Source organism: Crystallibacter degradans (assembly GCF_012952295.1).
Classification (GTDB): Bacteria; Actinomycetota; Actinomycetes; order Actinomycetales; family Micrococcaceae; genus Crystallibacter; species Crystallibacter degradans.
Genome location: NZ_JABBCH010000004.1, coordinates 310,963 through 324,232 on the forward strand (window position 1 = coordinate 310,963; position 13,270 = coordinate 324,232).

The window sequence follows — 13,270 nt, forward strand, 5'->3', positions numbered from 1 at the left end:
GATCTCTGTGCAAGTCCGTCGCAGCGGTGCCGCGAGGTGGTATTCGAAATCTCAGATGACGGTTACGCCGGTGGCCTGCGGCCCCTTGGCGCCCTGCCCGATCTCGAAGGTCACACGCTGGTTCTCGTCCAGGGTCTTGAAACCACCCGTCTGGATTTCAGAGTAGTGAACAAAAACATCGCCGTCGGAATCATCCGGGGTGATGAAGCCGAAGCCCTTTTCAGCGTTGAACCACTTGACGGTCCCCTGTGCCATTTATTTCTCCTCATAGTGGAACTTTTTAGCCCGGCACACCTCGTACCGGACCGGGGTCACTCCGTGGAAGACCTCATGTCCGGCTGGTTGCCGAAGCGGTGAGGAGCTTCACACTCGCAACATGTCCTGCGAGCATGAAAAACACACATACACAAAGACTGCGTTAAGCATCACATACGTAAAAGGGCAGGTCAACGGCCTGTGGGGGCATTCAATCGTTTGTTAAGCAAATGTTTTCCCGCGGTTGCGGGTAGGCGGTGCACTCATTCAAAGGCGGCCGGGCGGAGGTCAGAACAAGCGTGCTTCGCTGTCGTCAACCCCGCGCATGGCATCGTAATCCAAGGTGAGGCAGTCTATGCCGCGGTCCGATGCCAGCACCCGGGCCTGGGGCTTGATCTGCTGGGCCGCGAAGACCCCCTTCACCGGGGCCAGCAGGGGATCGCGGTTCAGCAGTTCAAGGTAGCGGGTCAGTTGCTCCACGCCGTCGATATCGCCGCGGCGTTTGAGTTCAATGGCCACGGTCGCGCCGGTGGCATCGCGGGCCAGAATATCGACCGGACCGATGGCGGTCATGTACTCCCGGCGGATCAGGCTGTAGCCCTCGCCGAGGGTGTGGATCTGCTCGGCCAGCAGGCGCTGCAGGTCGGCTTCGACACCGTCCTTGACCAGTCCCGGGTCCACGCCAAGTTCGTGGCTGAACTCGTGGAGTTGCTCGTGGATCTGGATGACCAGCCGGTCGTCGCTCTTGGCATGCTGGACGTGCCAGACTTCGGCTACGCCGTCGGCAGCGTCCGTTTCGTCCGGCGTCTCGACACGGAGTCTGGCGGGCGGGCTCATCCAGTTAAGCGGCTTGTAGGAGCCGCCGTCGGAATGGATGAGAACGGAGCCGTCCGCCTTGACCATCAGCAGGCGTGTGGCCAGCGGTAGATGGGCGCGGAGACGGCCGATGTAATCAACTGAGCAGCGGGCAATAACTAAACGCACAGTAGGCCACTTTACGTTAGTTTGTGCAGGCACCTGTGTGGTGGGGCAGAATTGATCCATGCCCCGTTCAAACCGTCCCCGCCGCCGCACTGGGACGGCGTCACGTAAATGGGTGCAGGGCGCCGAGCTTGACCTGGACCGCGCCCGGGCGGGCATCCCGGAACGGCAGAGCGCGCCGGACGGGGAGTGGAACGTGCGGCGGATAACGCCGGGCAGCGCTGCCAAGGATTACACCTGCCCGGGGTGCGGGCAGATGATCCGTCCCGGGGTGGAGCACCTGGTGGCATGGCGGCAGGACTCGCTCTTCGGGGCGGAAACAGCCTTGGCAGAACGGCGGCACTGGCACCCGCACTGCTGGAAGACCCGGAGTTTCCGTTACCGCTAGCCGGGGAGTTCCCGCGGCAACCTAGCGCTGGTCTTGCCGGCTGATGATGACCTCTTTGATCAGCAGCATCACCGCGGCCGCTGCCGGGATCGCCATGAGGGCACCGAGGACGCCCATCAGCAGGCCGCCGGCAATGACGGCGATGACCGCCACGGCGCCGGGTACGGCGACCGCGCGCTGCATGATCCGGGGCGAGACGAAGTACGCCTCGAACTGCAGGTAGGCGAAGTAGATGATGGCAAAGAGCACCGCGGTCTGCCAGTCCACGGTGAGCGCCACGAGTGAGACCATGATGCCGGCGATCATGCCGCCGACCAGCGGGATGAAGGCCAGCAGCGCTACCAGGAACGCCAGCAGGACACTGAAGGGGACGTCGGCGATGGACATGGCGATGAAGGCCACCACGGCGTTGACGAGGGCAACGCAGGCCTGCCCGATCACATAACTGCCCACGCTGCCGGTGATTTCCTCGGCGAGGAACTGCACACGTTGCCGCCGCGATCTCGGCGCGAGCCGGTAGGCCCAGACCTTCATCGCCGGCAGCGAGGCGAGGAAATACAAGGTCAGTACCAGCACGATCAGTGCACCGAAGGCTCCTTGGAAGACCCTGCTGCCGACGCCGAGCACGCCGCCGAAGATGCCGGTAACGGCGTCGGAGTTGGCAAAGAACTTGGCCACTTCCTCATCCACGCGGTTGCGGACCTGGAAGCGTTCGTCAATGGACTGGAAAACCGGCGACTCCAGGAATTCGTCGACGTATCTGGGCGCGTTGGCCACGATCTGCGTTGTCTGGTTGACGATCGTCGGAATGAGCGTGGAGAAGAACGCCGCCAGGAGCCCGGCCAAGGCAAGGACGACGGCGACAACTCCGGCCGGCCGCGGCAAGCCCTTGCGCTCCAGCCACCGGACAACCGGATCCAGGCCGAGCGCGATGAAGAGTGCGGCCGCGATCCAACCAAGCAGTTCGCCGATGTTGGTGAGGATGAAATACAACAGCAGCGCCATTCCGACACCGACAGTCGCCATGAAACCGAAGTGGATGGGATGGTGGGCAGCGGTATAACCGGAGACGGCGGCGGGAGGCGGCGGTTCGACGTCGTCAGCCTCATCAGGTGTCTGGGCTTCCGGCGGCATTTCGAACCGCAGACGCGGTTGGGCGCGGGGAATGGAGGCGCCGATCCGGCCGAGGGCGGTCAGGACGGATTTCCGACGGGCAGGCGTGACCGGGACCGGGCGGGCGGCCTCCTGCTCGCTGGAGTTATCGTTGCCTTCGGCACCGGCCGGATTTCCTGTATGCTCCCTCACGCGTATGAACCTGTTTCCCTCAGCCCGCGAACGTAGACGGGATGGACTTTGTCGAAGAGTATCAGCGGTTGTCAGCAGCAACCACGGGTGGCAGGGCCGAACGCCGGTGCCCGGGTGGCGGCTGTCACCAAGAAGGCACTCTAACAGCCTTTTTCGTTACCATAGGGTTACAAAAGATCGGCCGATGACGAGCGATGACATTTCTACCCGCGGACTGACCCCGTTCCGCCGCGGTTTGACGCGGGCGTCATGCCCCGCAGCGACGATTGATAGGTATTTTTGTGCGTTTAAAAATTGCAGTGGCCCTGATTGCAGCCGGCCTCCTCGCCGTGGTGCTCGGAATCGCCCTGCGAACCGTCTGGGCACCTCCGGAGACAGTTTCCGCGAGCTATTCAGCAGCTGAATCGACGGCGCCGGTGACAGTGATCGAGCCCGGCGTGCTTGGCGTGGATGATGAACGCGTGGACATCACGGTTGAAGGCGAGGGAGAGTTTTTCCTGGCAGTGGGCCGTGCCGGCGACGTTGACGCCTGGGTCGGCGAAGCCGCGCATACGTCAATTTCCGCCGTAGCGGACGGGCGACTGCAGGGCAGCGCGGTAGAGGGGGACGCGAAGGTTCCCAACCCCGCAGGCTCGGATCTGTGGGTAAGCGAGGAGACCGCCGCGCAAAGCACCGAGCACCGGTGGATTGCACCGGCCGAGGGCGAGTGGTCCATTCTGCTGGCCGCGGACGGCACCAAGCCCGCCCCCACGAACGTTACGGTCAGCTGGCCGAACGACACCACTTCTCCCGGGAGCATCGCCCTGATCATTATTGGCGCGCTGCTGGCAGTGCTCGGACTGGCCATCGCCATCATTTCCCGCCGTGGTGGCGGAGCTGCCCCGGCCGGTGGGCCTGGTGACCGGCCTGCCGGCAGCCTGGACGAGACCGCAGTTGTCAGCGGCCGCCGCGTGGCAGCAGGGGGCGGCTCCGGTGCCTCCGCCGGAAGAGCTGAATCCCGTACCGATGGGCGACGTTCCGGCGCTGGAGCCTTGGCCGTCGTGCTCGCTGCGGGTACGGCGCTGACCGCGCAGGTCGTGCCGGCGCACGCCGGCGAGCCCGCCGCTTCGCCCGAGGCGGCAGCGGCTACCTACCCCGTCGTGCTGGACGGGCAGTTGAACCGCATCATGGATGCAGTGGCCGGAGCTGTCACCGCCGGTGACGCTGCTCGCGACGCCGGCGAACTTAATGCCCGGGTCGGCGGTGCAGCACTTGCACTGCGCGAGGCCAACTACAAGGTCCGGGCAGAGAATGGCGATGTGGCGGCACCCGTGCCCGTTGCCGCGGATCCGGTTCTGACCTCCATGGTCGACAGCGGCCCGGAGTGGCCCCGAACCGTTGTGGCGGTGACGCGGGGCGACGACAACCCGGTTCCGCAGGTAGTGGTGCTCTCCCAGGCAACGCCGCGGGAGAACTACAAGATGGTCCACGCGGTGCAGATGCTGCCCGGAACAACTTTCCCCCAGGTCTCCACCGAAAAGGGCGGCTCCCCCTCGGTACCGGCTGATAGCAAGGACGGACTGCTGCACGCGCCGCAAGATGCCCTGAAGCTGCTGGCCGGCTACCTGACGGACGGCAAGAACAAGGAAGCCGTCGCGGAGAATACCTTCGCCGAACAGATCACGTCCTTCCAGAAGGACCAGGTCGCGTCCAACGACAATGCGGACATCTCCTTCAGCCGCAGCGTCGACGGGAAGTCCGTCCGGGCACTGAAGACGGCCGACGGCGGGGCCATGGTCTACGGCTACATGCGCAACGTCATGAGCAGCGTTCCGTCGGAGCCGGGTGCCACCGTTGGGCTCTCCGAAGAGTTCGCGGCGCTGGCAGGGGAGCAGACCACCACGGAAGGCGTGGACGTCACTTACGGTGAGTCCGTAGCCATCTATGTTCCGCCGGCAGGATCGAAGGAGCCGATCACTGTTATCGGCGTGGCCCAGGATCTGGTGGACGTCCGCCTGAAGTAAGTCCGAACACACCTGCCCGCCGAATTCGGAAGGCCCCGAGGATCCGTATTAGTGTGATGTCATGAGCATTCCAGCTTCAGGGCAGGGCCCTGCGCCGTCATCCCTTAATCTCCGTGGAGCCGTGGATCTGTCCGCGCTCAAGCGGCCGCAGCAACCGGCGGGCAACGCGCCCGGTACCGCGGCGCCCGCCGGTCAGGACGGCAACGGCGCACGCGTGCCCTACATCGTGGACGTCAATCAGGAAAGCTTCTCGTCCCTGGTCCAGCTTTCCGCGCAGGTTCCGGTGATCGTGGAACTCACGGCCGCATACAGCGACATCGCCCAGCAACTGTCCGCCGTGTTCAAGAAGGTGGCGGACGAATACGCCGGCCGGTTCATCCTGGCGCGGGTTGACGTGGAGGCCAGCCCCGGCATCGGGCAGGCGTTCCAGCTGCAGAGCGTGCCTGCGGCCGTGGCCTTGCTGAAGGGCCAGCCCATTCCGCTGTTCCAGGGCCTCGCCAGCGAAGAGGAACTGCGCTCCTTCGTGGAGGAACTGCTCAAGGTAGCTGAAGCCAACGGAGTGACCGGGCGGGCCGGTTCTGCCGACGGACAGGAGGAACCCCCGGCCGAACCGCCGCTGCCGCCTCTGCATCAGGAGGCGTTCGACGCGATCGAAGCCGGTGACTTTGCTGCCGCTGCCGCCGCCTACCGCAAGGCGCTGGCCGAGCAGCCCGCCGATCATGAAGCCAAGACCGGGCTGGCGCAGGTTGAGCTGATGCAGCGCCTGGAGGGTGCCGATGGTGCAGCTATCCGCACCGCCGCGGCGGAGAACCCGGATGATCTGGCAGCACAGCTGGCAGTGGCGGACCTGGATGTATCCGGCGGCCATATCGAAGATGCGTTCGCGCGGCTGGTGAAGTTTGTCGCCCGGAACGCCGGCGACAACCGCGATGCGGCACGCGCGCGACTGGTGGACCTGTTCGAGGTTGTCGGGGCGACGGACCCCCGGGTTTCCAAAGCCCGCCAGGCCTTGGCCCGGGCACTTTTTTAAAGGCGGGCTCGGTGGCTGCCGACGGAACAACCGGACTGTTCAGCCCCATCACCCTGCGGGGTCTGGAGCTGGCGCACCGCGGATGGGTGGCACCGATGTGCCAGTACTCCGTGGACGGCGCGGATGCGCCGGGTGTGCCCAACGACTGGCATCTGATGCACCTGGGCCAGTTCGCGGTGGGGGGAGCAGCACTGATCCTGACCGAAGCCACGGCGGTGAGCGGCGCAGGACGCATCAGCGGCCGTGACACCGGCATCTGGACCGACGCGCAGGCAGACGCCTGGAACCGGATCACGGATTTTGTCCACCGGCACGGGGCATCAGGTGCGAAGATCGGCATTCAGCTTGCCCACGCCGGCCGCAAGGCCTCCACCTACTGGCCTTTCGCCATCGAGCATGGAAGTGTCCCGCGCTCGGAAGGCGGCTGGCAGACTCTCGCCCCGACCACCGAACCGTTCGGCGGACTGGACGCACCGGAGGCACTGGACGAAAACGGAATCCAACAAGTCATTACGGACTTCAGGGATGCCGCGGCCCGTGCCGTCTGGGCCGGGTTCGACACCATCGAAATCCACGGCGCCCACGGCTACCTGCTGCACCAGTTCCTCAGCCCTCTGGTCAATAACCGGGGCGATGCCTGGGGAGGATCCGAGCTGAAGCGGTCAAAGCTGCTGCTTGCGGTCATCGACGCAGTCCGCGGCGTGATCCCCGATGCTATGCCGCTGCTGCTGCGTGTTTCGGCCTCGGACTGGGTCCCGGGCGGGCTGGACCCGGAGTCGGTTTCGAGGATGGCGGCGGCCGCACGCGAGCACGGGGTGGATTTCGTTGATGTTTCCAGCGGCGGCGCGGTGCCCGGTGTCCGCATTCCGCTGGCTCCCGGATACCAGGTGCCCTTCGCCGCAGAGCTCCGGCAGCGGACCGGGCTGCCCGTCGGCGCGGTGGGGCTGATTTCCTCGGCCAGCCATGCCCACCGCATTATCTCCGACGGCGACGCGGACGCCGTCCTGATCGCGCGCGCCGCCTTGCGTGACCCGCATTGGTGGCAGCGCGCCGCCGTCGAACTCGGTCATGATCTGCCCTGGGGCCCCGCAGTACCAGCGTGCAGCCGTGAGGGAGAATTTTTAGTCCTTGCGGATGATGTGAACAGGGAACCGGCGTTGTTACCGTGGGTTCATGACATCCCCTGACGCCTGGCCGCCTGCCGATTCCGGCACGGCTTCTCCTGCACCATCTGACTACGCCGAGCCGGTCCAGCCGGCCGAGACAGCCGCGGTTCCCCCGCGTGCACCAGCGCTTGCCGTCCGCGGTCTGGCGAAGCGCTTCGGCGAGAAGATCGCCGTCAACGGCGTGAACCTGGATGTGCCGGCGGGATCGTTCTACGGCCTGGTGGGGCCCAACGGCGCGGGCAAAACCACCTCTTTGTCCATGGCAACGGGGCTGCTGCGTCCGGACTACGGTCAGGTGTGGGTGCACGGTGTCGACGTATGGGCCCAGCCGCTGGAAGCCAAGCGGCTGATGGGGGTGCTGCCTGACGGTGTGCGGCTTTTTGACCGCCTGACCGGCGAGCAACTGGTCACCTATGCGGGCCTGCTGCGCGGGATGGACCGGGAGACCGTGGCCGGCCGGGTCGCGGACCTGCTGCGGGCGATGGACCTGACTAATGATGCGGGCACGCTGGTAGTCGACTACTCGGCAGGCATGACCAAGAAAATCGCGCTGGCTTCTGCACTGATCCATGCCCCCAAGCTGCTGGTGCTGGATGAGCCGTTCGAGGCGGTGGACCCGGTGTCGGCGGCCAACATCCGGGACATTCTGCACGATTACGTGGATTCGGGCGGCACGGTGATTGTCTCGAGCCACGTGATGGACCTGGTCCAGCGCATGTGCGACCACGTTGCCGTCATCGCCAACGGCAACGTGCTGGCAGCCGGCACCGTGGACGAGGTCCGGGCCGGCGCCAGCCTCGAGGACCGGTTTGTGCAGTTGGTCGGCGGACGGAACCAGGCGGAGGGGCTCGAGTGGTTGCGCACCTCGTAAGGCTCAAGCTGACCCTGCTGCGCAACGGCTTCAAGCGCAGCCCCTGGCAGTTGGTCGGCGTCATCCTCGGCGGCCTCTATGCGCTGGGCGTCCTGGTGCTGCTCATCGCCGGGCTCGTCCTGCTGGCCACGCACGAACCCGGGATCGGAAGGATGGCCGTCATCCTCGGCGGTGCGGCCGCGTTCCTGGGCTGGGCGCTGATCCCCATGGTGGCCACCGGCGTCGACATGACACTGGATCCGGCCCGTTTTGTCACGTTCGCCGTGCCCATGCGGCAGCTGCTGCTGGGACTGGCCATCGGCGGTGTTATCGGTATTCCGGGCCTGGCCACATTGCTGGCAGCGTTGGGCCAGGCCGCCATGTGGTGGCGCCAGCCCGTGGCGATGGTCGCGGCGATACCCTGCGCCGCCGTCGCTGTTCTGACCTGCATTGTGCTCTCCCGGCTGACCACGTCAGCGTCAACCACGCTGGCCAGTTCCCGCCGGTTCAAAGACCTCAGCGGCATCATCGGCATCATTCCGCTGATGCTCCTGGGCCCGATCATCATCGGTGTCACTGAGGGGTTGCAGAGCTCGCGCGATTTCCTCCCCTCACTGGCCGACACGCTCGCGTGGACGCCGCTGGGCAGCATCTGGGCAGTGCCCGGCGACCTGGCCCTGGCGAACTGGGGCGTGGCGGCGGCGCGGTTCGCGATCGGTGCGGCGTTCCTGGCCCTGATCGCCTGGCTGTGGAAAATCAGCCTGGCCCGTGCCCTGGTGACGCCGCCGTACAACGCGGTCACCCGCCGGGCTGGCGGCCGCCTGGGCTTCTTCTCCCGTTTTCCCGGCACGCCCACCGGTGCCATCGCGGCACGGGCCCTCACCTACTGGTTCAAGGATCCGCGCTACGGCGCTTCGCTGATCTCCGTTCCGCTGATCCCGGTGGTGATGTTCTTCGCCTTCTCGCAGGGCGGCGATTTCAGCTTCATGATGTGGCTCGGCCCGATCATGGCGTTCCTGCTCGCCTTCGGCATCTCGGCCGACATCTCCTATGACAACACTGCCTTCGCCCTGCACCTGACCACCGGCGTCAGCGGCCTCGCGGACCGGGCCGGGCGCGTGGTGGCCTGCGCGGTCTTTGCGCTGCCGGTGACGCTGGTTTTCGCCGTCGTTCCTTTCTTCTGGCTGGGCAGCTGGGAGCTGCTGCCCGGGGTGCTGGGCCTGTCGCTGGGCACCCTGCTGACCGGCTTCGGACTCTCCAGCGTGGTGTCGGCCCGCTACACCTACAACGTCCCGCTGCCGGGGGAGAGCCCCTTCAAGACTCCGCCCGGCTCGACGGCCCGGATGATGATTGTGCAGATGGGCGGCATGGCGGTCCAGCTGCTGCTGGTGCTCCCGGAGGCCGGCCTGTTGCTGGCCGCCATGCTCACCGGCGACGCAATCTGGAGCTGGGCGGCGCTGGCTGTCGGACTGGTGCTGGGCGCCGTGCTGCTCTTTGTGGGGCTGCGGGCCGGAGGGAAGTGGTACGACCGCCGGGCCCCCGAACTGCTGCAGGCCGTGGCCGTCAACAAGTAGCCTCCGCTGTGTGCAAAAGTCCAAATAACGACGGCGGGGCCTTGGGCTCCGCCGTCGTTCGCACCGAGGGTGCGGGGAATCGACGGGTAAGATGGACACATGACTTTGCCTCCTGATCCCTTCGAAAACGACCCGTACCGCGATCCTTCGGGGCCGGGCGGTTCCACCGCGACCATTGAACGCGAAGAGCAGCGCGAGGAACTCGAGCCCGGAGACCGGGAGCGCTTTGCCCACTATGTGCGCAAAGAGAAGATCATGGAGTCCGCGCTCTCCGGCGAGCCGGTGATTGCCCTGTGCGGCAAGGTCTGGACGCCGGGCCGCGATCCCAAGAAGTTCCCGGTCTGCCCCGAGTGCAAGGAAATCTACGAAGGCCTGCGTTCCGGAAGCGACGATTCCGGGAAGAAGTAAGCCTGTCCTCCGTTCACCTGCGGCCGCCGGACGTTCCATCCGGCGGCCGTTGCCCGCTGCCTGAAAGTATGTACTGATTACCAGATGAGCGAACCACCAGCCGCCGCACAGGGAGCGATGTCCGCTGCTTACCGGTCGCTGACTATTGGGCTGCTGGCCATCATCACGCTGACCGCGTTCGAAGCGATGGCAGTCGCCACGGCGATGCCGGTGGTCGCGCAGGAGCTGCACGGGCAGTCCAGCTACGGGCTGGCGTTCTCCATGTTCCTGACCGCTTCGCTGCTGGCCACCGTGATCGCCGGCATCTGGTGCGACGTCAGAGGCCCGACGCCCTCGCTGGGCATTGGCCTGGGGCTGATGGTGGCGGGCCTGGTGCTCTCCGGCGTGGCAGATACGTTCTGGCTCTTCACCGCCGGGCGGGCCGTTGCCGGGCTCGGCGGCGGCTTTCTGATCGTGGCGGTCTACGTGATCATCGGGCAGGCGTACCCCCAGCAGGTGCAGCCGGTCATTTTCGGCTGGCTCGCGGCGGCTTGGGTGGTGCCGTCCCTGATCGGCCCCTACGTGGCCGGACTGCTGGCGCAGTACTTGTCGTGGCGGCTGGTCTTCTACGGCGTGGCACCGATCGTGCTGCTGGCGGTGCTGGTGATCTGGCCCTCGGTGCGCCATCTCGGCGCGCCGGAAGAGCCGACCATGGACCGGCGCCTGGGCAAGCAGCAGGTTGTCCGCGGACTGGTCCTGGCCGGCGGCGTGTTCCTGGCCCAATGGGCGCTGTACCGGGCAGTCCAGACGCCGGAGGCGGGATCGGCCGCAGCACTTTATGCCGTGGCGGGCGTCGGTACCGTGCTGGCGTTGCTGGCCCTGCCGGGTCTCATGCCGGCCGGCACACTGCGCCTGAAGCGTGGGCTGCCCAGTGTCGTCGCCACCCGCGGCTTCATCAACCTCGCGTTCTTCGGCGCCGAAGCTTTCATCCCGCTGATGCTGGTGGCTTCCCACGGCATCTCGCCGGCGACGGCAGGCCTGGCGCTGACTTCGGGCGCGGTGGGCTGGAGCATCGGCTCGTTCGTGCAGGCGCGGGTGCGTACAGACCGGCATTGGCTGCTGGTCATCGGTTCCGGCGTGCTCGCGGCCGCCATGGGACTGATGTCGCTGCTGACCAACCCGGAGGCACCTTTCTGGCTGCTGATTCTCGTGTGGGGAATCGCCGGTTTCTCCATGGGCATGGCGCTGTCCACGACGTCGGTCATGATTCTGAAGATGTCCGCTCCGGCCGAGCGGGGCCGGAACTCGGCGTCGCTGCAGTTGGCGGACCAGCTGGGCGGCGTGGTCGGTACCGCGGGAGCCGGGAGTTTGTTCGCGCTGCTGCGGAACCCGGACAACCCCGCGGACACCGGCGTGTACGTGGTGATCTGGCTCGCACTGGCCGTCTTCGCCGCGGCCGCCATGTACACTGGCTGGCGCAGTGCTGAACAGGATCCATTAGCTGCAAACCGCAAGGAGTTTCGCAAAGTATGAGCCAAGACACTCTCTTCGGTTCCGGACCGGCGCTACCCCCCGCCTACCCCGAACGGGCTGCCTGGGGTACCGCACCCAAGTTGCGCCAGTGGCAGGCCGAAGCGCTGGAGAAGTACTTCTCCATGGCACCGCAGGACTTCCTGGCGGTTGCTACTCCCGGCGCCGGTAAGACCACGTTTGCGCTCCGGGTTGCGACCGAGCTTGTGGAGCGCGGGACGATCAACCGCATCGTCGTCGTCGCTCCGACGGACCACCTGAAGCGCCAGTGGGCCGATGCCGCGGCGCGGGTAGGATTGTCCATCGATCCGAACTTCAAAAATTCCGACGGCGCCCATGGCCGCGACTTCATCGGCGTGGCCGTGACCTATGCGCAGGTGGCGATGAAGCCGATGCTGCACCGGGCCAAGACCGAGGCCGCCAAGACGCTGGTCATCCTGGACGAAATCCACCACGGCGGCGACGCGCTCAGCTGGGGCGACGGCATCCGCGAGGCATACGAACCGGCTACCCGCCGCCTGGCCCTGACCGGTACGCCCTTCCGCTCGGACACGGCGGCCATCCCGTTCGTCGAATACGCCGAGGACAAGGACGGCATCCGCCGCTCGAAGTCCGACTACACCTACGGCTATGGCAATGCGCTGCGCGACCATGTGGTCCGCCCGGTGATGTTCATGGCGTATTCCGGGCAGATGCGCTGGCGTACCAGCGCGGGCGAAGAATACGCGGCCTCTCTCGGCGAGGCGGCTGTCACCAAAGACATCACTGCGCAGGCATGGCGGACCGCGCTGAACCCGCAGGGGCAGTGGATTCCCTCGGTGCTGGCGGCGGCCGACAAACGCCTGACCGAAGTCCGCCGTGCCGTCCCGGATGCCGGCGGACTGGTGATCGCCACGGACCACGAGGACGCCCGTGCCTACGCCGGACAACTCAGCCGGATCACCGGCGAATCGCCCACCGTGATCCTGTCCGACGATGCGGGGGCCTCCGAGAAGATCGAAGAGTTCTCTGCCTCGGACAGCCGCTGGATGGTGGCCGTGCGCATGGTGTCCGAAGGCGTCGACGTGCCGCGCCTCTCCGTGGGCGTGTACGCCACCTCCACCGCGACGCCGCTGTTTTTCGCCCAGGCGGTCGGACGCTTTGTGCGTGCCCGGACGCGGGGCGAAACCGCTTCGGTGTTCCTGCCCTCCGTGCCCAACCTGATGGCCCTGGCCAACCAGCTGGAACTGGAGCGCGACCACGCGCTGGACCGCCCCGACAAAGACAATGACGAGGGCTTCGTCCCCGAAGAAGGCCTGATGGAGGCCGCGAACCGGGAGGACAAGGCTTCGGACTCGCTGACCAAGGGCAAGTACGAGGCGCTGGAGTCCCAGGCTTCGTTCGACCGGGTGCTTTTCGACGGCGGCGAATTCGGCACAGGCGGCGAAATCGGTTCCGAGGACGAGCTCGACTTCCTCGGCATTCCCGGCCTGCTGGATGCGGAGCAGGTGGGCACGCTGCTGCGCCAGCGCCAGCAGGAGCAGCAGTCCCGCAAACGCCTGCGCAGCGGCGCCGCCGCGGAACCCGAACCGCAGGTGGTGGACCACCGGCAGCTGACGGAACTGCGCGGCCAGCTGGCCAAGAACGTTTCAGCTTGGTCCGCACGCTCCGGCATGCCGCACGGCATGGTGCATTCCGAACTGCGCCGCATCTGTGGCGGCCCCGCAGTGGCCCAGGCCAATGAGGAACAGCTCAACAAGCGGCTGAAGAAGCTCCAGGACTGGTTTATCGGCCGCAAGTAGGCGCCAGGTAGACCCTGTTG

12 protein-coding genes are annotated in these 13,270 nt (G+C 66.3%); 9 read left to right on the plus strand and 3 right to left on the minus strand.

Annotated features, from left to right (window positions below; genetic code table 11):
- Positions 1-51: 51 nt before the first annotated feature.
- Positions 52-255: a cold-shock protein gene (locus tag HGO92_RS10050; protein ID WP_074701697.1), complete on the minus strand. Its 204-nt coding sequence runs from the start codon at positions 253-255 to the stop codon at positions 52-54.
- A gap of 288 nt (positions 256-543) precedes the next feature.
- Entirely contained in the window at positions 544-1,239 is a 696-nt protein-coding gene (gene nucS, locus HGO92_RS10055; RefSeq protein WP_169994324.1) for an endonuclease NucS, read from the minus strand.
- 58 nt (positions 1,240-1,297) lie between these two features.
- Between nucS and HGO92_RS10060 the strand changes: the two genes are divergently transcribed.
- Positions 1,298-1,624, plus strand: a complete 327-nt coding sequence (locus tag HGO92_RS10060) for an Rv1322 family protein (RefSeq protein ID WP_169994326.1) — start codon at positions 1,298-1,300, stop codon at positions 1,622-1,624.
- Between the two features lie 21 nt (positions 1,625-1,645).
- Here HGO92_RS10060 and HGO92_RS10065 read toward each other — a convergent pair whose 3' ends face one another.
- Positions 1,646-2,929, minus strand: a complete 1,284-nt coding sequence (locus HGO92_RS10065) for an AI-2E family transporter (RefSeq protein ID WP_440915771.1) — start codon at positions 2,927-2,929, stop codon at positions 1,646-1,648.
- Positions 2,930-3,210: 281 nt separating this feature from the next.
- Between HGO92_RS10065 and HGO92_RS10070 the strand changes: the two genes are divergently transcribed.
- From HGO92_RS10070 to HGO92_RS10105, 8 genes are all read left to right on the plus strand, one after another.
- Positions 3,211-4,932, plus strand: coding sequence for a DUF8094 domain-containing protein (locus HGO92_RS10070; protein WP_169994328.1), 1,722 nt, complete (start codon positions 3,211-3,213; stop codon positions 4,930-4,932).
- A gap of 61 nt (positions 4,933-4,993) precedes the next feature.
- Complete coding sequence (locus HGO92_RS10075) at positions 4,994-5,962, plus strand: tetratricopeptide repeat protein (RefSeq protein ID WP_169994329.1); 969 nt, start codon at positions 4,994-4,996, stop codon at positions 5,960-5,962.
- A gap of 11 nt (positions 5,963-5,973) precedes the next feature.
- Positions 5,974-7,149, plus strand: a complete 1,176-nt coding sequence (locus HGO92_RS10080; protein ID WP_169994331.1) for an oxidoreductase — start codon at positions 5,974-5,976, stop codon at positions 7,147-7,149.
- Positions 7,136-7,999 carry an ABC transporter ATP-binding protein gene (locus tag HGO92_RS10085; RefSeq protein ID WP_169994333.1) on the plus strand — a complete coding sequence of 288 codons (864 nt, stop codon included), beginning with the start codon at positions 7,136-7,138 and terminating at the stop codon, positions 7,997-7,999. The genes HGO92_RS10080 and HGO92_RS10085 overlap by 14 nt, the downstream gene beginning before the upstream one ends.
- Complete coding sequence (locus tag HGO92_RS10090; RefSeq protein WP_169994335.1) at positions 7,981-9,552, plus strand: transporter; 1,572 nt, start codon at positions 7,981-7,983, stop codon at positions 9,550-9,552. The genes HGO92_RS10085 and HGO92_RS10090 overlap by 19 nt, the downstream gene beginning before the upstream one ends.
- Positions 9,553-9,651: 99 nt before the next feature.
- Entirely contained in the window at positions 9,652-9,960 is a 309-nt protein-coding gene (locus tag HGO92_RS10095; protein ID WP_169994337.1) for a DUF3039 domain-containing protein, read from the plus strand.
- Positions 9,961-10,044: 84 nt separating this feature from the next.
- Complete coding sequence (locus tag HGO92_RS10100; protein ID WP_169994339.1) at positions 10,045-11,472, plus strand: MFS transporter; 1,428 nt, start codon at positions 10,045-10,047, stop codon at positions 11,470-11,472.
- The gene (locus HGO92_RS10105) at positions 11,469-13,250 is read left to right on the plus strand and encodes a DEAD/DEAH box helicase (protein ID WP_169994341.1); all 1,782 of its coding nucleotides are present in this window, start codon (positions 11,469-11,471) and stop codon (positions 13,248-13,250) included. The genes HGO92_RS10100 and HGO92_RS10105 overlap by 4 nt, the downstream gene beginning before the upstream one ends.
- The last annotated feature ends 20 nt before the right edge of the window (positions 13,251-13,270 follow it).

Bases quoted from the DNA above. Each gene is read 5' to 3' on its own strand.
- HGO92_RS10095 (WP_169994337.1), top strand. From the start codon at position 9,652: ATGACTTTGCCTCCTGATCCCTTCGAAAACGACCCGTACCGCGATCCT.
- HGO92_RS10075 (WP_169994329.1), top strand. From the start codon at position 4,994: ATGAGCATTCCAGCTTCAGGGCAGGGCCCTGCGCCGTCATCCCTTAAT.
- HGO92_RS10105 (WP_169994341.1), top strand. From the start codon at position 11,469: ATGAGCCAAGACACTCTCTTCGGTTCCGGACCGGCGCTACCCCCCGCC.
- HGO92_RS10085 (WP_169994333.1), top strand. From the start codon at position 7,136: ATGACATCCCCTGACGCCTGGCCGCCTGCCGATTCCGGCACGGCTTCT.
- HGO92_RS10060 (WP_169994326.1), top strand. From the start codon at position 1,298: ATGCCCCGTTCAAACCGTCCCCGCCGCCGCACTGGGACGGCGTCACGT.
- HGO92_RS10100 (WP_169994339.1), top strand. From the start codon at position 10,045: ATGAGCGAACCACCAGCCGCCGCACAGGGAGCGATGTCCGCTGCTTAC.
- HGO92_RS10050 (WP_074701697.1), bottom strand. From the start codon at position 255: ATGGCACAGGGGACCGTCAAGTGGTTCAACGCTGAAAAGGGCTTCGGC.